Origin of the sequence: Streptomyces sp. NPDC059909, assembly GCF_042730885.1 — a bacterium.
Lineage (GTDB): Bacteria > Actinomycetota > Actinomycetes > Streptomycetales > Streptomycetaceae > Streptomyces.
The window spans coordinates 1-22,840 of record NZ_JBHWKX010000088.1 but is presented as its reverse complement, the minus strand read 5'-3'; the positions used below and the strand labels follow the sequence as shown (position 1 = coordinate 22,840).

At 67.8% G+C, this 22,840-nt stretch carries 18 protein-coding genes and 2 pseudogenes; 15 read left to right on the top strand and 5 right to left on the bottom strand.

The annotated features are described in order from the left end of the window. Nucleotides 1-90: 90 nt before the first annotated feature. The 4 genes from ACFV9O_RS34805 to ACFV9O_RS34790 all read right to left on the bottom strand — a co-directional run bounded on the left by ACFV9O_RS34805 (nucleotide 91) and on the right by ACFV9O_RS34790 (nucleotide 2,362). Nucleotides 91-450, bottom strand: a complete 360-nt coding sequence (locus tag ACFV9O_RS34805; RefSeq protein WP_385425409.1) for a hypothetical protein — start codon at nucleotides 448-450, stop codon at nucleotides 91-93. Between the two features lie 322 nt (nucleotides 451-772). After that, nucleotides 773-1,165, bottom strand: a complete 393-nt coding sequence (locus ACFV9O_RS34800; RefSeq protein WP_385425407.1) for a hypothetical protein — start codon at nucleotides 1,163-1,165, stop codon at nucleotides 773-775. 10 nt (nucleotides 1,166-1,175) lie between these two features. Further along, nucleotides 1,176-1,556, bottom strand: coding sequence for a hypothetical protein (locus ACFV9O_RS34795; protein ID WP_385425404.1), 381 nt, complete (start codon nucleotides 1,554-1,556; stop codon nucleotides 1,176-1,178). Continuing rightward, nucleotides 1,520-2,362 carry an IS5 family transposase gene (locus tag ACFV9O_RS34790; RefSeq protein ID WP_385425402.1) on the bottom strand — a complete coding sequence of 281 codons (843 nt, stop codon included), beginning with the start codon at nucleotides 2,360-2,362 and terminating at the stop codon, nucleotides 1,520-1,522. Before ACFV9O_RS34790 ends, ACFV9O_RS34795 begins: the two co-directional genes overlap by 37 nt. 221 nt (nucleotides 2,363-2,583) lie before the next feature. On the opposite strand from ACFV9O_RS34790, the gene ACFV9O_RS34785 reads away from it, so the two are divergent. From ACFV9O_RS34785 to ACFV9O_RS34755, 7 genes are read left to right on the top strand one after another with little or no spacing between them, the layout of a single operon-like run. Continuing rightward, nucleotides 2,584-2,964: a hypothetical protein gene (locus tag ACFV9O_RS34785; RefSeq protein ID WP_385425399.1), complete on the top strand. Its 381-nt coding sequence runs from the start codon at nucleotides 2,584-2,586 to the stop codon at nucleotides 2,962-2,964. Next, complete coding sequence (locus tag ACFV9O_RS34780; RefSeq protein WP_385425396.1) at nucleotides 2,931-4,472, top strand: caspase domain-containing protein; 1,542 nt, start codon at nucleotides 2,931-2,933, stop codon at nucleotides 4,470-4,472. Before ACFV9O_RS34785 ends, ACFV9O_RS34780 begins: the two co-directional genes overlap by 34 nt. Further along, nucleotides 4,456-4,914 carry a hypothetical protein gene (locus ACFV9O_RS34775; protein WP_385425393.1) on the top strand — a complete coding sequence of 153 codons (459 nt, stop codon included), beginning with the start codon at nucleotides 4,456-4,458 and terminating at the stop codon, nucleotides 4,912-4,914. Before ACFV9O_RS34780 ends, ACFV9O_RS34775 begins: the two co-directional genes overlap by 17 nt. 19 nt (nucleotides 4,915-4,933) lie before the next feature. Continuing rightward, nucleotides 4,934-5,881, top strand: a complete 948-nt coding sequence (locus tag ACFV9O_RS34770; RefSeq protein WP_385425390.1) for a hypothetical protein — start codon at nucleotides 4,934-4,936, stop codon at nucleotides 5,879-5,881. A gap of 42 nt (nucleotides 5,882-5,923) precedes the next feature. Further along, nucleotides 5,924-6,685: a VWA domain-containing protein gene (locus ACFV9O_RS34765; RefSeq protein ID WP_385425387.1), complete on the top strand. Its 762-nt coding sequence runs from the start codon at nucleotides 5,924-5,926 to the stop codon at nucleotides 6,683-6,685. A 16-nt stretch (nucleotides 6,686-6,701) separates the two neighbouring features. Further along, on the top strand, nucleotides 6,702-7,496 hold the full coding sequence (locus tag ACFV9O_RS34760) for a PP2C family serine/threonine-protein phosphatase (RefSeq protein WP_385425384.1): 795 nt from the start codon (nucleotides 6,702-6,704) through the stop codon (nucleotides 7,494-7,496). Beyond that, complete coding sequence (locus tag ACFV9O_RS34755; RefSeq protein WP_385425382.1) at nucleotides 7,493-8,653, top strand: hypothetical protein; 1,161 nt, start codon at nucleotides 7,493-7,495, stop codon at nucleotides 8,651-8,653. The genes ACFV9O_RS34760 and ACFV9O_RS34755 overlap by 4 nt, the downstream gene beginning before the upstream one ends. Before the next feature lie 100 nt (nucleotides 8,654-8,753). Here the strand turns inward: ACFV9O_RS34755 and ACFV9O_RS34750 are convergent, their stop codons facing one another. Continuing rightward, complete coding sequence (locus ACFV9O_RS34750) at nucleotides 8,754-8,885, bottom strand: hypothetical protein (RefSeq protein ID WP_385425379.1); 132 nt, start codon at nucleotides 8,883-8,885, stop codon at nucleotides 8,754-8,756. Between the two features lie 202 nt (nucleotides 8,886-9,087). Here ACFV9O_RS34750 and ACFV9O_RS34745 point away from each other — a divergent pair. From ACFV9O_RS34745 to ACFV9O_RS34710, 8 genes and pseudogenes are all read left to right on the top strand, one after another. Continuing rightward, nucleotides 9,088-9,429: pseudogene (locus ACFV9O_RS34745) on the top strand (IS1380 family transposase); the annotation flags it as partial. A 773-nt stretch (nucleotides 9,430-10,202) separates the two neighbouring features. After that, entirely contained in the window at nucleotides 10,203-10,937 is a 735-nt protein-coding gene (locus ACFV9O_RS34740; RefSeq protein WP_385425376.1) for a hypothetical protein, read from the top strand. An 11-nt stretch (nucleotides 10,938-10,948) separates the two neighbouring features. Then, the gene (locus tag ACFV9O_RS34735) at nucleotides 10,949-11,911 is read left to right on the top strand and encodes a hypothetical protein (RefSeq protein ID WP_385425373.1); all 963 of its coding nucleotides are present in this window, start codon (nucleotides 10,949-10,951) and stop codon (nucleotides 11,909-11,911) included. A 12-nt stretch (nucleotides 11,912-11,923) separates the two neighbouring features. Then, nucleotides 11,924-12,526, top strand: coding sequence for a hypothetical protein (locus ACFV9O_RS34730; protein WP_385425371.1), 603 nt, complete (start codon nucleotides 11,924-11,926; stop codon nucleotides 12,524-12,526). A 157-nt stretch (nucleotides 12,527-12,683) separates the two neighbouring features. Further along, the gene (locus tag ACFV9O_RS34725) at nucleotides 12,684-15,299 is read left to right on the top strand and encodes a hypothetical protein (RefSeq protein ID WP_385425368.1); all 2,616 of its coding nucleotides are present in this window, start codon (nucleotides 12,684-12,686) and stop codon (nucleotides 15,297-15,299) included. A gap of 28 nt (nucleotides 15,300-15,327) precedes the next feature. Beyond that, nucleotides 15,328-17,391: a WD40 repeat domain-containing protein gene (locus ACFV9O_RS34720; protein ID WP_385425366.1), complete on the top strand. Its 2,064-nt coding sequence runs from the start codon at nucleotides 15,328-15,330 to the stop codon at nucleotides 17,389-17,391. Beyond that, nucleotides 17,388-20,906, top strand: a complete 3,519-nt coding sequence (locus ACFV9O_RS34715) for a hypothetical protein (protein ID WP_385425363.1) — start codon at nucleotides 17,388-17,390, stop codon at nucleotides 20,904-20,906. Before ACFV9O_RS34720 ends, ACFV9O_RS34715 begins: the two co-directional genes overlap by 4 nt. A gap of 734 nt (nucleotides 20,907-21,640) precedes the next feature. Next, nucleotides 21,641-21,781: pseudogene (locus ACFV9O_RS34710) on the top strand (IS701 family transposase); the annotation flags it as partial. Between the last annotated feature and the right edge of the window lie 1,059 nt (nucleotides 21,782-22,840).

Sequence of the window (22,840 nt, the reverse complement as noted above, 5' to 3'; positions counted from 1 at the left end):
GACGGGCACGCCACCTACAACGCTCCAGCCCCACCCCGGACACCACCCCGACGCAGAACCACCTCGACGAAGGACCTGCGAAAGACAGGACTAGGCGGTCTGGGCCGTCTCCGGAGCTCCCGCACCACTGCCGGGGATCGCGCCGCTGTCGGGCGCGCGGGTGCCCGGAGCGGCGCCTGCCACGTCGGGGCGCACGGAAGCGGAGGCCGGCGCAGCGGCCGGGGCGGGCGCCGTGGCCGGGGCGGGGGCGACGGCCCGCCACCAGGGCGTCTTCGGGACGTCGTCGGCAGTGGGCTCGAACGGCTCACCCGGTAGCGGCACGGCGACACGCGCCCCCACCTCGGCGGCCGCGGTGAGGTTGAAGGTGGCCCAGTGGATCGGCAGCATCACTCCGGTCGGCTCGCCGCCCTGGAGGTCCAGATGGGCACGCATGCCCTCGGCCGGGGTCATGTGGATGTCCGGCCACATGCCGTTCTGAGATCTTGATCAAAGCACGCATAACCAACCACGGCGACCAAAGCATCTTCTCCCAATCCCCGATCAGCTCCCCGCTACAGCGGAGCGGGGTCAGGTGTCAGTGCCCGGCATCCGGGCGCTTCGGAGTTCGAGCAGCGACTGAGTCCTGCCGTCCAGCGTGAGATGCCAGAAGTGCCATCCATCGACTTGATCATCGCCGGCTGCTGCCCGGGCGGCGGACGTGGGCGTGCCCCATGGCCGATTGAGGTAGATGATCCTGCCATCCTCCAGCAGAGATGCCCTGGCGACGTGCGTCTTACCACGACCCGTCAGTGCGATACCGCCGTTGGAGAACGCCGCGCTGCGACAGCGCTGAATGACTGGCCAGGGCGAGCGCGGCGTACTCGCCCTCATGGCGGGTCAGAACGTCGATGTAGAGCTCGTAGTCCTGATCATGGTCATCGACGAGGCGGAGGAATGCCTCTACAGCCGCTATGTCTCCGGTGTTGGCTACCTCAAGGAGACCCTCGGCCCGCTCCAACGGGTCTTCGGAGTACTCGGCATGCTCGCGGTCGATGAGGGCGAGCAGATCACCAGGTGTCTGAGGGCGGCGCCCCCGATCGATGTCCGTGGTGGCCTTGACGATGTTGCGCCAGGGTCCCGGCGAAGGAAGCAGCGGCACATTGGCCTTCGGCATCTCCCCGGTCAAGCCCAGGCGATCACTCTGCCGACGCTGTAGTTGTCGCCGGTGACCGTGGCACCGTGCAGGCCTCGGAGAGCTCTGGAGCCGCGAACTCCGGGGTTCCGATTGATAGACGGGGTCGTCCAACCTTGGTGGTCTGACCTGACGGCCGTCGCACGATACCCCAGTCCGCGAGAGTCCACCGGCCGTCGAGGAGAAGAATGTTCGAGGGCTTGATGTCGCGGTGGATCCAGCCGTCATGCGGAACTGCGGCCAGATCCCGGGCCGGCCGGCCCGGACCACAGCAGCCGCCCCGAGCCCACGAGCCAGCGCTGACGTTGGTATGCCCGGGGTGGACCTTAGAGCGCCCGGCAGTAGGCGTTACTTCAGGCGTTTGGTGGTGGGGCGACCGTCCCATCGGTAGAGCGGGGTGGCGCGGCGGATGAGCATACGGAGTGTGACGATGGCGGCGGACAGGTAGAGGTAGAAGTCGACGACCCGGCTGCGTTTCTCGGTGCAGCGTCGCAGTTTGCCGAAGCCGTTCATCCACGCATGACTGCGCTCGACAACCCATCTCTTGCCAGCCTGGATCGGAGCGGGCACGCCCTTGCGGGCGATCTCGCCGGTGAAGCCGAGTTCCGACAACGCGGCCCGGGTCTTGTGGCTGTCGTAGCCACGGTCCAAGTTGACATTGACCTGATCTGGCAGGGATCCGACCTGCTCCTTTGCTGCCTCCAAGGTGGGCACGAGCAGCGGTGAGTCGTGCCGGTTGGCCCCGGCTGAGACGATGCCCAGCGGGATGCCGCGGGCCTCGGTGGCCACGGAGCGCTTCAGGCCCTGCTTGCCCCGGTCCACTGGGGAGCGCCCGGCGGCCTCGCCACCGCAGGGAGCCTTGGTGATGCAGCCGTCCACGGACAACTCGCCCAACTCAAGGCCGATCATCCGGTCGTACGCCTCAAGCACCAGGGCGTGCAACTGCCCGGCTATTCCGAGTTGGGCCCAGTAGGCGACTCGTCGTCGGATGGTGCGGTCCGAGCATTCAGGAGTTGCGACACGCTCGTAGCCGGAGCCGTGCACCAAGGCGGCGATTACGTGGTCGAACACCACGCGGTCCGCAATGCGCGGGTTGTGGCAGCCCAACGGGTGGCTGTCCACGTGCTCCGGTAACAGCGTCGCGAACTGGTCCCACAGGGGTTCGAGCAGGCATGATGGCAGGACAGGCACGGGCCCTCCGGTGATCACTGAGCGTAGAGAACTCCATGATCACCATGGCTCGTGCCTGCTCGACTTCCGGGGTCGCCCTCATCAACGACACACGCCTACTGCCGGGCGTTCTTACTGACGTGATGCCATAAAACTCTCCTCCGCGGGCGGGCCAGGTGGCAGACTGAAATGCGGGCCCCGATCCGCTGAAGGGTGCGTGGGCCCGGAACGGGGAGGACTCGATGGCCGGAGAGTTGTACATCGTCGCGCCTCAGGACGACGCGGATGTCGACAGGGTGCAGTGGCGGTTGGGCGGTCTCCGTCAGGATCTGCTCGGGCTGGACATCGACCAGGTCGGGGTGCGCGCGGCCGGCCCCGCACCGGAGGGCAGCCGCGCGGGCGTCGTCGACGCGGTCGGCTCACTCGTGGTCACATTGGTGCCTACGCTGCCGTTGCTGGAGGGCATCGTCCACGTCGTGCGGACCTGGCTCGGCACCTTCCGGGGACGGAGCGTCGTGCTGGAGATCGACGGTCACCGGCTGGAGGTCGCCGGTGTCGACGACGCGGAGCAGCGGCGGTTGGCCGACGTGTGGATCGCCGCAGTGACTGCGGACCGTCGGTGAACACCGAGGGGAGGTATGCCCTCATCGTGGCCACCGGTGAGTACGAGGATGCGGGTCTGCACGGCCTGTGGGCACCGGTGCGCGATGCCACCGAACTCGCGCTGGTGCTCGGCGACCCCGCGATCGGCGGCTTCGAGGTGCAGGTCCTGGACAACCCCGGATCGTATGCACTCCGAAGAAGCATAGAGGACTTCTTCGCCGACCGTTCGCTACGCGACACCCTGCTGCTGCACTTCGCCTGCCATGGGCTCAAGGACGAGAGCGGCAAGCTCTTTCTCGCGGCCAAGGACACGATGCGCACCCGTCTGGAGTCGACGGCGATCCCTGCCGAGTACGTCAGCCGACTGATGATGAAGAGCCGGGCACAGCGGGCCGCGGTGCTGCTGGACTGCTGCTACGCCGGCGCATTCGAGCGCGACATGTTCAGCCGCGCCGCCGCGGACGTGCATGTCGCGGAGAGCTTCACAGCGCTGGAGTCCATCGGCCGTGAGCGGGGGCGCGCGGTGCTCACCGCCTCCAGTGCGGTGGAGTACGCGTTCGAGGGCAACCAGGTCGTGGCGAGCGAGACGGCCGGGTCGACCATGGCTGTCAGACTCCGCCGCGGCGAGCCCGGCCCCTCCCTGTTCACCGGGGCGCTGGTGGAGGGGTTAACGACCGGCGAGGCCGACCGGGACCACGACGGCATGATCGGCCTGTCGGAACTCGCCGATTACATCAGCCATCGCATCCGCACCGTGACCCCGAACCAGAACCCTCAGCTGTGGATCTTCGGCGCACGGGGCGACCTCCCCATCGCGCGCTCCCCTCGGCGAAGACCCCGCGCGGCCGCGCTGCCGGGGCATCTCGCCGAGGCGACGGCCTCGCCCGAACGAGCCCAACGTCTCTGGGCAGTCGATGACTTGGCGGAGGTGCTGAAAAGCGCCGATGTTTCTCTGGCGCTCGCGGCTCACCAGGCGCTGATGACGCTCTGCCGCGACGACAGCCGCCGCGTGGCCGACGCGGCACAGCGCGCGCTCGCCTCGGCGGCGCCGGCCATGGCGGCACGTACGGCCTGGGACCTGGGGCGGACAACGGCAGGACAAGCGGGGCCCGAAACGGTGCTGCGCGTCGAGGGTCCACCCCTTGTCCGCGCGACGCTGGAGGCCGAGGCGGAGCCTTGGGTGGTGGTCAGGCATGTGGAGGACGGGGTCGCGCTCTCCGTATACACGTCCGAGCCGGGCGTCCACGAGGGCCGGGTCATCCTGCGGACCGCCACGGGAGAGCTCCAGGTGCGGGTCCGGGCGGATGCTGTCGCGCCGGCGGAAGAGCCCGAGGGCGGGCGTGGCGGCGAGCAGGACGAGCGGGTGATCGCGCCTCCTCAGATGCCGCGGCTCTCCGCGGACGAGCCTGCCGAGGGCGCGGGCGATCCCGCTCCGTCCCCTCTGCAGCTCCATGCCCAGGCCTTGCTCGACGCCGGGCTGACCGATCGCATGGTCCTGGAGGCGGTGAGACGTGGTGGAAGAGACTGAAGCCGGGCCCGGCGAGGAGCTGGCGATCGGTGCCCACTGGCGGCGGCTGGTCGACGGATGGGCGGCGCGCAGCTTTCTGCGGTCCGCGACGGACGGCACGTCCATCTCGCTGGAGTTCGACGCCCAGGCGACGGGGGAATCCGCGACGCTGAGGTTCACGACGACCACGAGGCTCCTCGTCGCGTTCATGACGGATGGCCACTTTGTACAGCAGGATCAATTGGCAGTGGCGGCAGCGGCCTCGAATGCCTGGAATGCGGAGCAGTTACTTCCCACTCTCGCCGTCTGGGATGTCCGCGGCGGTCGCCCCTTTCTCGCGGGAGCCTGTGTGCTTCCCCTGAGCTGCCGCATGACGCAGTCCGATTTCAATGCCCTGGCCGACGAGTGGATGGAAGGCGGACGCCTGATGTTCGCCCGATGCCACCAGGTGTTCAAGCTCTAGAAGGTGTGGGGGGCATGCCATGGGGCGCTCGGTCTTCGTCACAGCTCTTCTCCTCGGATCGCTGGCCTCCTTGTCGCTTGCGGGCTGTGCCGCTTCATCCGCCGGCTGCTCCGGGGACGGACTGGACTGTCTGGCCCGGCTGGCCGGGGAGCGCAGCCACGTCGCCGCGCAAGTACAAGAGCGGCTGCAGGTGGACGACCTCGTCAATGACCGGGGCGACCTGAAGGATCGAATGACCGCCTTCGGCCCCCATAGGGAGGCCGTTTCGGTGAACATCGCCGGCGCGAGCGGCGCCGGTGGCACCGTACTCCTCATTCTGGCCGACCAGCGGTACGTCGACCGTGAGAGCACGATCACCAAACTCGATCAGGACGCGTACAAGGCCCTCGGCGACGTGCATGCCTGCGACGAACTGTGCGAGCGCGTACGCGACAAGGACGTGTCCGGTGAGAACCTGATCAGCGCCGGGCTGGCCAAGGACGCCGCGGGTGCCCCCCACGGATCCGTCGTAGACATGAGGCCGGCCGACGGTGTCGCAGGCTGGCTCCTCGCCGCCTTGTTCGCCGCGCTCCTGGCTCTGCTCGCGCTCCTCGTACTACTCGTCCGGCGCTCCGGAACGCCGAGGCTCGCGACCGCCGCCCACCCGGGCCCGGTGCCGTATCCGAGGACTTCGGCGGTATCCCGGGAGCCCGGCCGGCGTACGGCCCCGCCGGGGGCGGCAACCTCCCGGCCCGGCCTGCCCGTTGCCGTACCGTCCGGTCCGATGCGCACCGCCATCGTGCGCACGGAACTTCGCCCACAGGGATACGTCGAGATCGACCATTGCCTGTACCGGGCGGCCTGGGCGGATCCGGACGCGTCACCGCCCGCCCCGGGCGATCCGGTCGACGTCGTCGACGGAGCCGGGCAGGGCTCCGACTCCCTGCTCGCGGTCCGGCGCGGCGGCGCCGAGCGGCGAACACCTTGAGCCAGGCAGCAGCACACCTACAGGAGACATGCAGGAGGGGCCATGCGAGACCGGAAACCCCAGGCACTCCCCGCGGAGTACGCCGACATCGAGATCGAGAACAATGCGCAGCGGCTTCCCCTGGTGCTCTGTCTCGACACCTCGAGCTCCATGGAGGGAAGTCCCATCAAGGCGCTCAACGATGCCCTGCAGACGTGGACGCAGGAGTTGCACGACGATGTGAGCCTCACTTACAGCGTCGAGGTCGCCGTGATCACCTTCGGCAGCCAGGGCGTGGCCATGTGGCGGGGGCCGCAACAGCTGGCGGCGCAGGCGTCGGTCAGCCCCTTCGTCCCTGCCCATGCTTTCCAGGCCCCGAGACTCCGAGCGGCCGGTGTCACCCCGATGACCGAGGCGCTGGAGCTGGCGATGCAGGTCGTAGCGGCCCGCAAGGCCGAGCTTCGGCAGTCCGGACTGCAGTACTACCGCCCGCAGATCTGCCTGGTCACGGATGGCCTGCCGACCGACTCCACCGGCCATCTCACGGACACCTGGCGGCGGCTTGTCCCCGTGCTGACGGAGCAGCAGCGGGCCCAGCGGTTCCGACTCTACGCGATCGGGGTCGGCGGGATCACGGACCACGGTGAGGAGGTGCTGAAGGCCTTCGCGCCGAAGTTCAACGCCAAGCTGCACGGTTTCCCGTTCCGTGAGCTGCTGCAGATGATGTCGGCCAGTGCCAATGCCGAGCAGAGGGGCGCCGGGGACGAGGTGCTGGAGAAGATCTTCAGCCGGTTCAAAACCCAGCGTCCGGCGTGGGAATCGTGAGCGGAGGTACGGGCCGATGAACGCGTCGAGCATGCCGTGGCGCATTCACGGACTGAGCGTGGAGGGGTACCGTCACCGCCGGGACGCCATCCCCTGCCAAGATGCCTGGCACCACACGGTGACCGGCCCGCCCGATGCACCCGTGGCGGTGCTGGCCATCGCGGACGGCGCGGGCAGCCGCCCGCGCTCCGACCAGGGGGCGCGGCTGGCGGTGGAGCTGGCCACGGACCGTTTCGGGCGTCGGGCCGCCGGGTATTCCGCCGAGGGCGGCGCGGTCCGGGCCTTGCTGCTGGACGCCTTCAAGGACGTACAAGAGGAATTTCTTCGACGAACCGGCGACGAGGCGGACGACTACGCGTCGACGCTGACCGTGGTGGTGCTCACGCCGTCCTGGCTCGGCCATCTGACCGTCGGTGACGGCTTCGTGGTGCTCCGGGCCGGGGAAGACAACGGAAAGCGGCTGTTCCATCTGCTGCCGCGCCCGGAGGCCGTCAGTGAGTACAGCAACGAGACGGTGTTTCTCACCTCTCCGCACGCAGAACGCTGGGTTCTCACCGACTGCGTGTACGACGGCGGTATCGACGGGCTGCTGCTGTCCACGGACGGGCTTGCCCAGGCAGCGCTGAACCGGTGCGGGGACCGGTCGCAGGTGCCCAACGACTCATTCGCCTCGGCGGTACTGCGCTCCCTCGACAGCCCGCATCCCGATCCCGGCCAGGACGAGCAGGCGCTGGCCGCCCTGCTCCGCTCGGACCGGCTGACAGCGCTCAACGCCGACGACAAGACGCTGGTGAGGGCGGTGCGGCCATGACCGGACGCAGGGTGTTTCTGGGCAATGAGCCGGTCGTACTCGCCGAGACCCCCCTGAAGGGCGGCGGCCAGGCGGCCGTCTTCCCGGTCGAGGGCCACGACGGGATCGTCGTCAAGCTCTACCGCGACCCGCCGGGTGCCGAGCAGGAGCGCAGGCTCGCCCGCATGCTGGCGATGTCCCCGCTCGGCGGCCGCCCGACCGATCACGCCCAGCCGCCCGAACTCGCCTGGCCCACCGCACTGGCCCACGGCGAGGACGGGGAGTTCCTCGGCTATGCAATGAGCAGATTCGGTGAACCCGAGCATGTACCGCTGGTGGGCCTGTTCACGCGAGCGCAACGGCTGCGGCTGTTCCCCGAGCACACGGACTGGAGGTTCCTGCTCGGAGTCGGCTGGAATCTCGCCTTCATGACGGCCCGGATGCACCACGAAAACCTGGTCATCGGCGACTTCTCCAGCAACAACGTCGTCGTCGACCGCAATGGCTTCGTCACCTTCCTCGACTGCGACTCCATCGCCTTCACCGATCCGGCCACGCACGAATCCTTCCCGTGCCTGATGCAGACCGCCGACTATGCGGCGCCCGAGCGGCAGCAGGGCGTTCCAGCCACCGCGGCCGGTGATGACTTCGCACTGGCCGTTCTCATCTACCAGCTGCTGACCGCGGGCAACCATCCCTTCGGGGGAGTGCGGCACGACAGCGCCTCCGAGTCGACCGTCAAGGACAACATCGCGGCGAGCGTCTCATATGTGGTGCGGCCGGACCGCGTCGTCGTACCGCGCGGTGTCATCGACCCGACGGTGCTGCCACCGGCGGTCCTCGCCCTGGCGCGCGACGCCTTCGGTCCGGGGGTGCAGCAGCCGGAGGCGCGGCCAGGGGCGGATGCCTGGCTGCGCGCGCTGGACGAGGAACGGTCACTGGTCCAGCGGTGCGCGGCACGGCCGAGGCACAGTTACGGGTCCCATCTGGCCGGCTGTCCCTGGTGCGAGCGTGCCGCCGTCACCGGACACGATGTGTTCAACGTGACGCCGCCTCCGCCTGCCCCCGGGGTCCCGGACAGTGACGAGAACACCGAAACGGTAATGCCGAAGGCGCTGATCCTGGCGTTCGTCGTCCTGGCGGTCCTGGTGCTGATCCTGATCGTGGCAAACAGCTGACAGCATGCGCACTGAGGGTGCCGATTCATCATCCGCCCTGGTAGAGCTACATGTTGGTACTGATGAGGGATCCCCGCCGAGTCGGTCTTTTCGCGGATCTTCAGGTTCTTGATCCGGGCTGGTTCGGTGCCTTCTCCGGAAGGTGCGCCAGCTGCGCGACCAGCCAAGCCCGCCAGGGCTCGTACACCTCTTCCACCGCCAGGTCGCAGGACAGCGGCACACACTGTGGCAAGCGTGGACCATAGCGGCGCCGTCCGCTGAACCACGAACTCGGGCCCGAACCGGCGGCCAGTTGTGCCGTGTCCATGGGCAAAGATTCTGCGCCCCTGCCGTGCATCCGCACCCGATCGACCTGATGAGGGCGGCATGGGCTTCGTCCGCGCGGCGCCGGCCGGGGCCATGGCCGCTCCACCGCTGACGGCAACCAGCAGGCCGGCGCCGCCGAGCCGGTGGCCGCTTTGCCGCGGACCGGGCATGCCGGTTGCAACACCGCAGCCGACCACATCACCTCCACCCACCTCGCCCTGGCCCCACTGCCGAAGCGCCACCAGCACCGGCGGAGCACGCTGATCCGTACCGATTCGGGTGGCGGGGCGCACGAGTTCGTGACGTGGCTCGCCAAGCGCCGACGGTCTGTCGTACTCGATCGGCAGATCATCGCAAGCAGATTCACCAGGCCGTGCTGAAGGCCCGTCTCAGTCCGGACGGCGGCGATCGAGCCCGGCGGCGAGATCCGGGACGGAGCCTGGGGCGCCGAACTTGCCGGCGGCTGCCTCACCCCTGATCCGCTCCTGATCGACAAGATCGTGTCGCCCGACTGATCGGCAGTGTCCCGCCCGGTAGGGCGAGAAACTCCGGCCCCAGCGGCACCGGCTGGCCGCCCTGGTGAGGTCTACGCCGCCCAGGGGTGCCGCCCGCAGCGGCGCGGGCACTGTGCGGACCGTGGCCGTCGGCGCGCACCCGGTTCGGCGGGCGAGTCCGACGCGAAGTGCACGAACTGGATCAACTCACCCAATCGGCCGGGCATACACACCCCCAGCCGCCCGATCGCCCGATCGTCCGAGCGCTGACAGGCCTCTTCATCAACGGGTCGGCCCATGCGCTTGATCGACTCCATTCGGCAATCGTTGTTCCATGGATATCCCGTCGCCTCACTCAACCCCCTTGACCTGACTCAAACCCACTGAACGCAACCGCGTCGGCTTCCTTGACCCGACATGATCATAAAACGGATATCACGTGACTTTCCCGAAGTCCTGCGCTGAGGCCGCCAGGAGGATAGCCTCGTCTCGTGGCGCAGAACCAATACTGAGCGAGCGTCAGCACTGCAACGTGACGACCACCGACACGCCTTTGCCGTCATCGAATACCTGCATCCGCCACGTCGGCAGGCCTATCCCCTTACGCCACCCCGTACACGTTCGTGGCACACCACCGAGCACGAAAGCGTCATCAGGCTCAGCCTTGATGACGAGGGCCGGTCGGACCGATCAATCTCATACCGATCGTCGATGGGGAGCTTCAGATCCTTAGAGGGAAGGAGCCCACGGTGGATATGCAGGACGGCTGGCGCTGGTGCAACCAGTGTTACGGCTTGGCCTACAGCACATCGGGCAGGGGCGAGTGCGGGGGCGAGGAGGGGCATAACTTCGGCACCAGCGGCCGGTACTTGGTGACCATCGGATCGAACCCGGACGGCACGCAACCCGGCTGGCGCTGGTGCGAGCGATGCCAAAGTCTGGCTTACGGCGAGGGTGAGGCCGGGCGATGTTATGCCGGTGGCGTCCATTCGCTCGAGAGCAGCGCCGCCTACAGCGTACCGATGGATACGGTTCCTGCCGGAGCGCAGGAGGGCTGGCGCTGGTGCAACAGATGCCAGGTGTTGGTATTCGCAGGCGGTGGCCACGGCGGGATCTGCCCGGCGGGCACTCAACACGACCACACGGGCAGCGCTGCTTACAGCGTGCCCACCCCAGCCTCGACACCGGTGGTCGTTCAGCCCGAGATCACGGTCCAGGCTCGGCCTGGCTGGATATCCGTGGCCGGTACCGGCTTCTCGCCCGACGGTCCGGTACACCTGACGTTCCTGGTCGGCGGGAAGCAGGTGGCCGCCGATGTGACCGCCAACTCCGCAGGGCGGATCCTGCACGGCGAAGAGAGTCGCATCGGCGAAGGCCGCTGCATGGTCATCGTTCGCGATGACACGACTGGCCGTTTCACCGCAGCCCACCTCGAGCGTTCTCATCCGATCCGCATCCCGCTTGATCCGGTGCCGATCGACTGACCAAAGGAGGCATGGTGACCTACGATCGCGACGCCGTTGCCCGACAGTTGGGCCACAACCTCGGTACCGCCGACCCTGACTACGCAGCCTACTGCGCGCGGATTGACCGGGAGACCCGCGATCCTGCCAATGCGATCGGCGGACAGCTCCTGCCGGGCGTTGAAATCGTCGGCGGGGTGTCCGGAGATCTCCTGCGGGTACTGGTCAGGGCCAAGGCACTGCTGCGGTCGGACCAGCGCGCTGCCATCGCTGCCACCAGGCCCAAGATCCAGGGGTTGAACACCAAAGACTTCGGCGGCCACGAGTGGGGCTTCTGCTTGGACATCAACAGCGACCGCTGCCCCTACCTGATCGGCGAGCGTGGCGAGCAGGCACTAGATCTCAAGCTGGCACTTACCTACGGGGCCATCTCCCTGTTCATGCGCGGAGTGCCGAGCGTCCTCAACGCGTTGCCACTGAATCTGCCAGCAGGTTCGGTGCCGGGATTCTACGACTCGCTCAAGCGGGAGAGCGACGACTTCAAGGTGTACTTCGGGTTCCTCGACCAGCCCGTCGACGTCCTCCGTGCTTACATGGTCAACTCGGGGAAGATCCCCAGTTTCCTGCCGGAGCCTGCCCAAACCCAGCTCGCCCTCACTCAGAAAAGCCTGATGGTGGAGCAGTACCGCACCCTTACCGAGCAACCTGGCACCTACTTCTCCGATCACGGCGGCGGTCCGGGCACCCCGATTCTGCCGCTGGAGCCCGTGATCAAGGCGAATGGACAGCCTGCCGACCGGCCTTTCAAACACACCGACCCCCGGAACGGCTTCCTGGATGCGCTGCCAAAGGATCTCGTGGTCGCGCTGACCACGGCCGGCATGGACTGGGGCGCCTGCTCCATGGGACCGGAATCCGGCGACATCATGCACTTCCAGTATCTCGCCGAATTCGCCAAGGACGTGAAACGAGCCCGCCAGGAGATCGGCCAGTAGAACGGAGTGGCAATGTCGGTTCAACTGCGCGCAGGAGTCGGCGACGGGCGGCCCAACCATCCCGAAGATGTCGCACTGGTCCAACTGTTGCTCAATGGAACACCACGGGCTGGACTGAACATCGACGGGCGTTGGGGCTCGGCGACCCGTATCGCGCTGGAGCTGTTCCAACGCGCCCAGTTCGGTGTGGCTGATCGGATCGCGGATCCAGGAGACATCACGTTCTCTCGGTTGCGCGGCCCGGCCGTGACATTCCACGACGACGCCCTGCTCCGTTCGTTTGCCGTGCACCACGCCGAGAGCTCGGGGGCTAGCAGCGGCTCGGTACCGAGGGACAGCGAACGCCGAACCGCGGATGGCCTCGGGGCGGTGTTCGACTGGACGACCACCACCGGGTTCGCTCACATTTTCAGCCACCCGAGATGGGGTACCTGGGAAGTCCGCGGCGCGATACTCGACAAATATCGCGAACTCGGTGAGGAGGCAGGCGAACTCGGCAATCCGATTTCCGGGGAGCGCGTCGTGGCACCCGGGCGTGTGAGCTGGTTCGAGCGTGGTCACATCGGTTGGAGCGAGAGCGACGGCTTCGTCAGCGTTGGCACGATCCCTGGCTGAACGACTGTCTGTGAGGTGACTGCCCGTGCCGGATTTTCTCCTGGTCAGAGCCGAAGATCACGTTATTCTCGGACTTCGCCTGACGGGTTTCACGCTGAGGAACGACTCGTCCGGAGCTCCCCTGCTCATCGCTGCTGGCGACAGCACCAGGCTGATCGTGACGTTCCCGCCCCAACACGTGGTCGAGGAAGTGTCCTTCCCCGGCGTGGACGCCCCCTTCCAGCTGCTCGACCCGCCGGTACCGGTATGGCGGTCCATGTTGTCCGGGCCGAGCCGCATCGTGCTCGCCGTTCACGAGGGCACCGCGATCACCCCGACCGTCGCCGGTGTCCTCGAGGCGATGGGCTCCGCGTCGGTCCACATCGGAGCAGTTCCGCCTGGCCCCGACGATACGGCGATCGAGCTGCCCTGGCGCCTGATCACCGTTCCCGAGGACCGAGCGGGCCACGGCGCCGTCCGTTGTGTACACCCGACGGCCCCGGTGGTGGCCGACGGCGTGACCGGGTTGTGGCGGACCGCACTGACGGCGCCTTCGGCGACGCTGCTGGATGCCGGGCTCGCGATTCGCCCGGTCGACACCGAGCTTGCGGGCCAGGCGGACGCCCTGGACTTCCTGGTCGCGCTACCGGCCGCGGAGCGTGCCCTGATCGCGCTCAACGGTGCCGACCGACCGGCCGCGGCGAGCAGGCTGGAGCTCAGCGCGTTCGGCGGAACGCTCAGCGTCGACGGGGTCTGGGACAACTTCCGCTGGCGACAGCGGACTGCGCTCGGCCGAGATCTGGGCGTGCATGCAGCCGTCGTCGGCACGCTGTACCCCTTCGGGCACCGCGCCATGTACCAGGAGTTCACCGAGCGCACATTCGACCCGGCAGCGGGACACGCCGCTGTCCTTCGGTCGTGGTCGGTTCTCACGATCACCGATCCGGTGCGTCGTGCGGATGCGGACGTGGCGAGCAGGCGAGCCTTCCCGTTCGACGAGGTCGAGATCACCCGACGCGAGTTCGCCGACCTCGGTGCCACCGACTGGCAGTGGTACCAGCCGCCGGACGGGGGCCAGCCGCAGCCGACGTACTTCTGGCCGACCGACCGGACCGGTGAGCGGCTCGGGTTCCCCTTGCGGTTCGCCACCCCGACCGGGGATGTCCGATGCACTCTTCCCTTGATCTTCGTCACCGACCTGTCCCCCCACTTCGCCTCGCTGACTGACCTCGGACTGGCCCAGGAACTGGGCGCGGTCTACACCACCCAGTCGGCTCGGTTGCCCGGCACCAACATCGACCTGGTCCGCTCGGCCGACCGGCGGGAAGGCGATGTGCACGAGGTGCACGCGCTCACCATCGGCGGTCGGCTGGCGGCGGACGGCTACCGACCGGCCCTCACCGGGCTCGAACTACGCATCCCCGCCTTGCGGTCGCTGATCGGCCACGACGCTCCCACCCCGGTTCGGTTCGCCGCGAACTACTTGAGCAACGGCGATGTCGAGGACGTGCTGCTCGAATTGACCGGTGACCCCATCACCGTGGACTTCGTCGGTCGTGCGCAGTTGTCCGGCGGCCTCGCCGCGCCGGTCTTCTCCGCCGACGCGCTGTCCCGGTCTCTCGGTCCGATCAACCTGGCAGGCCTGCCCAACCCGGTCACCGGATTCCTCGACCCGAAGCGCGTTTTCCCGAAGGAGGCCACTGTTCTCGGCTTCCCTCTCCGGGAGTTGGTCTCCGAGGTCAAGGTGCCCCCGCAGATCACCTCGGTCGTACACAACGGCCGTCCGCCGGACATCACCATGCGCTGGGAGCAGATCAAACTGATCCAGGTCGGACCGTTCCAGCCGTCCGCGAAAGCCCGGCTGAACCTGACGGTCACCACCACGCCCGGGCCGGTCGACGACCCGAACCCGCATGCGCACACCACGTGCACGGTCAACGACTTCGCCCTGGTGTTGCCTCCCGGCCCCAGCCAGTTGCTCAAGCTCTCCTTCGGCTCGATCGAGTTCACTCAGGTCACCGGCCGGGAACCGGACTTGAAGATCACGGGTTTGCAAACCCGGTTCCTCGGCGTTCTGCAACTGCTGGAGGAGCTGCAGGACGCCGTTGACCTGGCACGCGCCGCGCGGTATCTCGACGTAAGCCCGACCGGCATCACCGCGCGGTACTCGCTGCCGGTCCCCTCGGTGTCCGCCGGCGCCTTTTCGTTGCGCAACATCGCCGTGCACACCGAGGTCGAGGTGCCTTTCGACGGGCGGCCGGTCCAGGTGTCGCTGGCGTTCAGCAGCAGGGCCAACCCGTTCAATCTGAGCGTGCTGATGTTCGGTGGCGGCGGTTACATCGACATCACGCTCGACCGGGGCGGTCTGCGCCGCCTCGAAGCGGCACTCGAGTTCGGTGCGCTGGTCGCGATCGACTTCCTCGTCGCCCGCGGCGAGGTGCACGCGCTCGGCGGCGTGCGGTTCACCTTGGAACACAACGGCTCCGTGTCCCTTGAGGGCTTTCTGCGCATCGGCGGCTGCGTCGAGATACTCGGCCTGATCTCCCTCTCCGTCGAGATACGCATCGGGCTGACCTACCAGTCGGACCGTAAGGCCCTGGTCGGCCGAGCGACCCTGGTCGTCGAGGTGGACCTGACGCTGTGGTCGGAAAGCGTGGAGCTGGACAGCGGCGAATGGGTACTGGCCGGTGGTTCCGCCGGCGCGATACGCGGGCTGCTCGGGGCGCCGCAACGCGACGCCGCGACGCTGGAGCTTGATCGGTGGCGGCGCTACCGCGCGGCGTTCGCGTACTGACCGCATACGAGGATCGGACGGAATCTCCATGAGCGAGCCAGGCAAGCGACTGCACGCCCTGTCACTGCCGTACCCGGTGAACCGGATCTGCTGGACTCCGGACGGCGCATTCCTCGCGGTCGCGTCCGGCCGCCCTTCCGGTGACACGCTGGGCGGCGGAGCGATCACGGTGATCAATGCATACACCGGTCGACCGATTTGGCAGCCCGACGCCACGCTGGAGACGGAGGCGGAGGTGGACAGCGTCGCGGTCAGCAGCGACGGGGCGTGGCTGGCCGTTCCCCGTCAAGGCACCACGGGTGTACACGCGGTGGCGTCCGGCAAGGTCAGGTGCGTCAACCCGGAGCAGGCCGACGCGGAAGAGGTCGCCTTCAGTCCGGACGGCTCGTGCGTCGCCGCCATCGGATCGTCCACCGGATTTGTCGCAGGCCTCCTGGTCTGGGTGTTCGACGCCGTGAACGGCGATACCAAGTGGCAGAGCAGTGGCGACCTCAGCGAACTGTGGCAGTCAAGCAGGCTGGTCTTCAGTCCGGATTCCCGGCGGTTGGCCGTCATCCGCGGCGCGGAAGCGTTCGTATGCGACGTGAACGACCCCGCCGAGTCGACCAAGCTGCCCGAGACCGTCAGATCCATCGCGTTCAGTCCCGACTCTCGTTCGGTGATCGCCGGAATGGCTGACGGCAAGGTTCGGATACGAAACCTCGAGACCGGTGGCGAACTCGTCACCCCACTCCACGACCCGGTCGGCGTCCTCTCGCTCGCCGTCAGCCCGGACGGCCAATGGATCGCCGCTGTGGCGGAGCGGGGCCCCGCCGTGCTCAGCGCGGTCACCGGAGCGCACCGGTTCGACCCGATCACGGATATCGAGGAATGCACCAAGGTGGTGTACAGCCCCGATCTGCGGTTCTTCGCGGTGAATCAGATACCGGGGTCGACCCCGGGACCGGGTATCACGGTGTTGGATGCCAGGACCGGAACGCCGAAGTGGTCGGACCGGAGCAGCGACCTGGCCCGGGACATCGCGTTCGCCCCGGACGGCAGCCGGGTGGTCATCGGCGGCGTCACCGCGGAATCCCAGGGGTTCGTGCATGTCTACGACACCGGTGTCGAGCGAGCCACGGTCGAACACGGCGGACCGGTCAGCAGAGTCGCCATGGGGAAGACCGCGTTCAATGTCGCCGCAACCGTGGCCGGTGACCAGCGCGTCCGAGCGTTCCGGGCGGACACCGGGGAGAACGTGCTGGAGGGCACTCACCCCAGCCCGGTGACCTCGCTCGCGATCAGTGCGGACAGCCAGTCCGTCGCCACCGGTTGCCTGGATGGGAGTGCCAGGCTGTTCAGGACGCTCTACGGCCTGGTGTGGGCGGTCGACCACGGTCAGCCGGTGAACGCCGTGGCGATCGACGCAGCAGGGGACGCGATCGCCACAGCCTGCGGCGACCGCACCGCTCGGGTGCTCGACCTCGCCACCGGCCACGAACGCTGTCGGCATGCCCACCGAAGTGGGGTCACTGCGGTGGTCTTCAACCCGGACGGCACGCTGATCGCCACGGGAAGCAACCGAACGACCAGCGTCATCGACGCGGCATCCGGGCAGCTGAGGCACGAGTTGGACGGCGACGGGAAGGTGCGGGCGCTGGCGTTCAGCCGGAACGGTCTTCTGGCGACCGGCAACGAGGACGGCCGGGTCCGCGTGATCGACCCCGCTTCCGGGGAAGTCCGCCGCACGGTGGTTCATCCCAGGCCGGTGACCGCGGTCGCGTTCAGTCCGGATGGGACGTTGCTGGCCACCGGCGGTGTCGACCGGACAGTGCGAATCTCCCGGCTGACCGAGGAGGAGTCGACCGAGGCGCTCAGCCTGACCTACGATGCCCCGATCACCGCGCTGGTGTTCCACCCGAAGGATCAGGCGCTCGCCGTGGCCACCGAGAATCCGACAGTCAAGGTGATCGAGGTGACTACCGGGTTGGAGCTGTACCGGGTGCTGCATCCGGGTCCGGTGCGCGACCTCGCCTTCAACGTCGACGGCGAACTGCTGGTCACCGCGTGCGAGGACGGCAACGCCCGGGTCGTCGCCGGGAGACTCGGATGAGCGAGCTGCTGTGGGTCCCGGTCCCCGGTGGCCTGTCCGGATCGCAGGCCGTCATCCAGGTTCTCGTCGTGCCGAGGCTGCAGGCGGGCCAACTCGCCGACTTCGGAATCCAGGACTGGCCCGCCACCCTCGCAGCGTCCACCTTCGACATTCGCACCAGGACATCGGACGGCATCCAGGCGGTGCAGGCCGAGGTCACCTACCAGGATGTGGCCGTCCCGGACGTGTGGCAGGCGTTCTTCGGCGGCCAGGCAGGCCTGGTGAACGAGTGGACGCGGAAGACGCACCCGGCTCCGATGGTTGCCGACACGTACCGCCAGGCAGGCGATGTGGTGGGCACCTACCGGACCTCGGCGACGGCGATGGCCATGCCGGACGAGAACACCCCGGCCGTGGTCCGCCGGCAACTGGACCATTGGTTCGACGAAACTCCGATGCCGTCCGCACCCCCTCAGCCGCCGATCCCTCCACACGCGGTCGCCGACTTCCACGGCACCGTGGCGATGCTCCGCGAACACCCTGCGGTGCTGCGCAAGCTCGGGCTGATCTTCGAGGTGACCGTGGACCGCTCCGCACTGGACGTCGGCGATCCGGACGAGCGGTATCTGTCGATCCGATGCCCCGATCCGCCACTCAGCTTTCTGGCGACCGCGCCGTGGACGCACTACCTGCTCACCGACAGCCTGTTCGTACCTGCCCCGTCACCAGACTCGGCGGTCGACATCCACGCAGGTCTGCTCGACCTCGGTCAGGCTCCGGTGATCGTGGCCCCGCCGCCGCAGCCCGAGCAGCCGCCCCCGCCACCGCGCTGGGCGGTCACCACCTTCGAGGTCGACGGCGTGGTCGGCCGGCTGCGGGGCGCGGCCCAGTCCGCTCGCCGGTCCGAGAACGACGTCGGCTTGCCCGACCTGCCGCACATCCGATCGGCCGGGTTCATGCTCGTGCGGCCCGGCCGCGCGGACGATTTCGCCAATCGGGTCGCGGTGGCCGCCGCCAACGCGGGCCTGGACTCGACCGACGAGGCGGTATTCCATGCCGAGGACCTGATTCTCGGCTACCGGGTGGACGTGCGCATGGGCGACGATTCGCACTGGTACCCGCTGTGCGCCCGGCAAGCCCGCTACGAGGTCAACGGGTTGGCGATCGAGCAGGCCGGCCGCCTGGATGAGGACGGTTACGGGGACGAGGAAGGCCACATCAAGGCCAACGCCGCCGTCAAGGACGCGGACAACAGCCTCCACGCCGACCAGATAGTCACCCGCTGGGACGGCTGGAGCCTCGCCGTGCCGCGCCCCAACCTCCTGGACAACACGGCCGGTGCCGCGAGGAGACATGACGTTGCGCTGCCGTACGAGTTCACCTGGGACTACCGGCTCAAACCGGGGACGCTGCCGTCGCTGCGCTTCTCTCAGAAGTACAGCCTCAGGGTTCGGATCGCCGACCTGGCAGGTGGCGGTCTCGGTGCCGACCATGAGAGCTCCAGCTCCACCGCCACGGAGACGATCTTCTACTGGCGACACGAACCGGTGCTGCCGCCGGTGCCGCACGCGTCCAGCCCACTCGCCGTCGGCGCGGCCATCGACCGATTGGTGATCCGCAGCGACCACAACCTCAGCGTCGCCGAGGTGTCGCAAGCCGACCCGGGCTACCCGCTGACCGACCAGCGCGTACTGCTGCCACCGCACACCACCTTCGGTGTGGCCGAGCAGCACGGCGAGTTCGACCCGCCACGAACCGAGGAGCAAACCAGACGATGGGCTGAGCGCGCCCTGACCGCCTATGCCGAACAGGGCGAGACCGCCGGGCACGGACTGCCTGATCCGGCCGTGGGCGGCGTCAACGCCAGGCTGCGAGGCGAGCCGGGTGGAGTGGAAGAGTCTGTGAGCGAGCTGTCCAAATGGCAACCGGACTGGCCCGACTATGACGACAAGTCGATCGAGTTGGTCGACCGGTCGGCAGGCGAGGGGCCGATGACCTTGCACTGGCGAGGTGACCGCCTCGTGGTCGGCCTGGCCAAGGCCGAGCAGGCAACGATCGCATTGTCGTCCACGATCCGCCGCGGATACGCCGGCCATCTTGCCATGTACGAGTGGCTGGCGCGGGCCCATGTCCCGGAGGCCTCGTTGGCCGAGGCGCTCAATGGCGAGCACCCGATGCTGTCACCGCCGAGAGTTGTCCACCTCGTACACGCGGTTCGGCGACCACTTGTGGAACCGCGGTGGCGGTTGCCCTCGGATTCCATCGTGCGGACTGAGGGCGACACCACCGCCGTGCTGCATCCCACCTTCAAGGAGAACGGGCTCAACACCGACAGCACGGTCCAGGTGGACGTTGCCGCACACTGGACCGAGCGGTCGGACATCGGTGAGGAGGAGGTGGTCGTCGAGCGGCTGCATACCGAACCGGTCGCCCGCGGTAAGCCGCAGTTCAACCCTATGCGCCATTCATTCGGCGACACCAAGCATCGGACGGTCACCTACACGCTGACCGCCATCAGCCGGTTCCGTGACTACTACCATCCGACCGAGCCAGACACCGCGTTCCAGGTGGCCACCACCCAACAGCCTGTGTCCATCGTGTCCAGTGCACGGCCGTCGCCGCCGATCGTGCGCTCCGTGACCCCGGCCTTCCGCTGGGAGTCCGGACCGGCCGGCCCCGATCGGCTGGAACGGGTGCGCCGAGGCCAACGGCTGCGGGTCCAGCTGGCACGGCCGTGGTACGAAACCGGCGAGGGCGAGCGGCTGGCAGTCGTCGTCGCCGACGAGGATCCCAGCCCAGAGCAGGCCGAATTCCTCACTCGCGCAGGCCGGGATCCGATCTCCGCCTCACCAGCGTTGCCCACATTCCCACCGGCCGACTGGTTCAGTGGAACCACCGGCGAGGTGAAACGGCTCTTCCTGCCCGAATTCAAGGCACATGTGCAGGCCGTCCCGTACGCCGTCACCGACGCCGCAGACCACTGGTCCGCCGACGTCGAGATCAGCACCCCGTCACCCGACCGGTCCTACAACCCGTTCATCCGGCTCATTCTTGCCCGATACCAACCGGAGAGCCTACGCGGCCTGGAACTGTCCACGGTGGTGGCGGCCGACCTGGTCCAACTGCCCCCAGACCGCAGGCTGACGGTCAGTCGCACTGGCGAATCGGTGAAATCGGTGAGGGTAGAGCTGGCTGGAACCAGCCCCGCCGCTCGCAATGCGTTCGAGGTCACCGTAGAACACTGCATCGCACCGGAGAGGTTGCCGGTGGACGAGGTAGACCTGATCGACATCGGTGACCAGTTCGACCCCCGCATACCGGCCTGGCGACCAGTCGACGGGCTCACCGTGCTCAGCCATGACGGCGTTGCCGACCTCCCGTCACTACCCACCGCGCTCGGCCCGCTACGGCTTCGCGTCCGAGAGATCGAACTTCCCAGTTCTCGCGTCGATCCCGCCATCGCCACCGAACTCATGCAACGCTCCCATTTCATCGACGTCGTGCGCCTGCCTGCCGAATGGATCCTCGACAAGTGAAACGACGCGAAGAAGCCCGACCGACGGCGAGATCTCATCCCATGACAACGAAAGCCAGGGCCTCCTCGGGTCAGGGCTTCGGCGTAGTCGCGGCTTGAGCGGGTTTTCCCGATGTGTGCCGGCGGTGGCCCGGGTGCAGGACAGGCACGAGATTCCAAGATCATGTGGTCGAGTCCAGTGATCCCTACGGAAGTCCGTGCCTGCCACCGTATCCTCTCCGATCCCGCCCGTCCTTGACCAACTCCGTGACCAGCCTGATGCCGCGGCACATGAACTGCCTGGGCTGCTGGCCCCGGTTGGCCGCTGTCCCCGATCCGCGCAAGCCCCGCGGTGTGCGCCACGGCCTGGTCTATGTGCCTGCGCTGGCCGCCTGCGCCGTGCTGACCCCAGCGACCCGAAACGCCCGCTCGCCCTACTCGGCCTCACGTGATCACGAACCGGACATCACGCGACTACGCCGAAGCCCTGCTCCTCGGGTCCCCTGGCACCGTGAAGTCCTTGCTCTGGGCGAGGTTCGGCGACCAGCGGCCTCCTTTGGGCACACTCACTCAAGAAGGCGCAGCTCAGCGCACCCTAGTACTCCAGCTGTAGATCGTGATCTTGCTGGTGGGGCCTGGTAGGGGTACGGGTACGGCCACCGTTGATCATCGTGACTTGTGTGGAGCAACGATGAGACGGTGACCGCAGGTCACAGCATAGATCCCGCTCGTTGGCGGGAGGCGTTCGAGGTGGCCATGGGCCGTATCGCGGGACGGTTCGCCCGGGTAGAACCACGTTGCCGGGCCGGACGGTTGGTGCTGGGCCTGCTGTCGGACCTGCTGTCGGACCTGCCGCGCAAGAACTGCTGGATGCGCCACGAGGCGCCATGTGACCGAGTGGAGGTGGCAGACCGTGCGCCACGAGGCGCTGTGATTCGCGTGCGGGTGTGAGACCCGCGCCGTTGTCCCGTCGCAGCGGGACGGCAGAAGCAGGGGGCAGTCGGGCCCGGCGAGTCGGCCGGACTTGATAGAGAGCAGCCCCGACAACGACGGGACGCATCGGAACTACCGGACGGTGCGGGTCCGGCAAGCGAGACGGGAAGGTGGACGAGAGGAACCAGCGGTGTAAAGCCCCTCAAGACCTCCGCCAGCTCAAACCCGGTGGATCTGGGCTGGATCGCGGTGCGCACTGCCTTGTACGGGCAGGAACTCCTGGATCGGATTGATCTTGCCGGTCGGGAGGCCACGGTGAAGGACTGCGGCGTAACCGTGGCGATGCCGCAGGGGCAAAGCTGGCCGCCTCACCCGACGAGCGGATCACAGTGAACGTGGGAACCACCTCGGAGTCCTCGTCTCAGCGCACTCGCCAGGCGCGATGGGGGCGGGGAGCTCAACCTCGTCGAGGCCGATGGTGGGCGCCTCCGTGGAGAACGCCGCCAAGGCGCTCAGCTTCAGGCCGGCGCAGATGATGCGGTCGGAGTTCCAGACGGGGCGACGGGCACCTGGTCGACGGAGGACGACCACCACCACGCCGAACCGACCAGCTTGACTGCAATCCCGTTCCGACCGGCCTGCTCGCCTGATGACGGGCAGGCCGCTATCCCGATCAATTACACCAGGAGCCGGATCGGGGAGCGGTCCGCCGCGGAGCGGCTGATGTCACAGCGGTGCGTGCGATCGCATGGCGGAGGAGGCGGTGACATCGGCGGCTGACGCCGCGGGGGACGCGGTGGGCACCTCCCGCGCCCGAAGGGCTATGAGGTGTCGGTGACCGACGACAACGCAGCTGGGGCCCCAGGCGTCAGCTCTGGGGGTGCGTGCCAGGCACGCGAGCCCGGCAAGATCCGGAAGACGGGCCCTAAGCCTTGATCCACCGATCTGATGGCTGTGGATGACTCTTCGGGAAACAAGGAAGTGCCTTGTGACCTGCGATGATGGGAGTTCTTGAGGCTTCCA

Excerpts from the sequence above, each read along its gene's own strand:
- ACFV9O_RS34765 (WP_385425387.1), top strand. The coding sequence starts at position 5,924 with ATGCGAGACCGGAAACCCCAGGCACTCCCCGCGGAGTACGCCGACATC.
- ACFV9O_RS34770 (WP_385425390.1), top strand. The coding sequence starts at position 4,934 with ATGGGGCGCTCGGTCTTCGTCACAGCTCTTCTCCTCGGATCGCTGGCC.
- ACFV9O_RS34805 (WP_385425409.1), bottom strand. The coding sequence starts at position 450 with ATGACCCCGGCCGAGGGCATGCGTGCCCATCTGGACCTCCAGGGCGGC.
- ACFV9O_RS34735 (WP_385425373.1), top strand. The coding sequence starts at position 10,949 with ATGGTGACCTACGATCGCGACGCCGTTGCCCGACAGTTGGGCCACAAC.
- ACFV9O_RS34760 (WP_385425384.1), top strand. The coding sequence starts at position 6,702 with ATGAACGCGTCGAGCATGCCGTGGCGCATTCACGGACTGAGCGTGGAG.
- ACFV9O_RS34795 (WP_385425404.1), bottom strand. The coding sequence starts at position 1,556 with ATGGGACGGTCGCCCCACCACCAAACGCCTGAAGTAACGCCTACTGCC.
- ACFV9O_RS34785 (WP_385425399.1), top strand. The coding sequence starts at position 2,584 with ATGGCCGGAGAGTTGTACATCGTCGCGCCTCAGGACGACGCGGATGTC.
- ACFV9O_RS34720 (WP_385425366.1), top strand. The coding sequence starts at position 15,328 with ATGAGCGAGCCAGGCAAGCGACTGCACGCCCTGTCACTGCCGTACCCG.
- ACFV9O_RS34730 (WP_385425371.1), top strand. The coding sequence starts at position 11,924 with ATGTCGGTTCAACTGCGCGCAGGAGTCGGCGACGGGCGGCCCAACCAT.
- ACFV9O_RS34715 (WP_385425363.1), top strand. The coding sequence starts at position 17,388 with ATGAGCGAGCTGCTGTGGGTCCCGGTCCCCGGTGGCCTGTCCGGATCG.
- ACFV9O_RS34755 (WP_385425382.1), top strand. The coding sequence starts at position 7,493 with ATGACCGGACGCAGGGTGTTTCTGGGCAATGAGCCGGTCGTACTCGCC.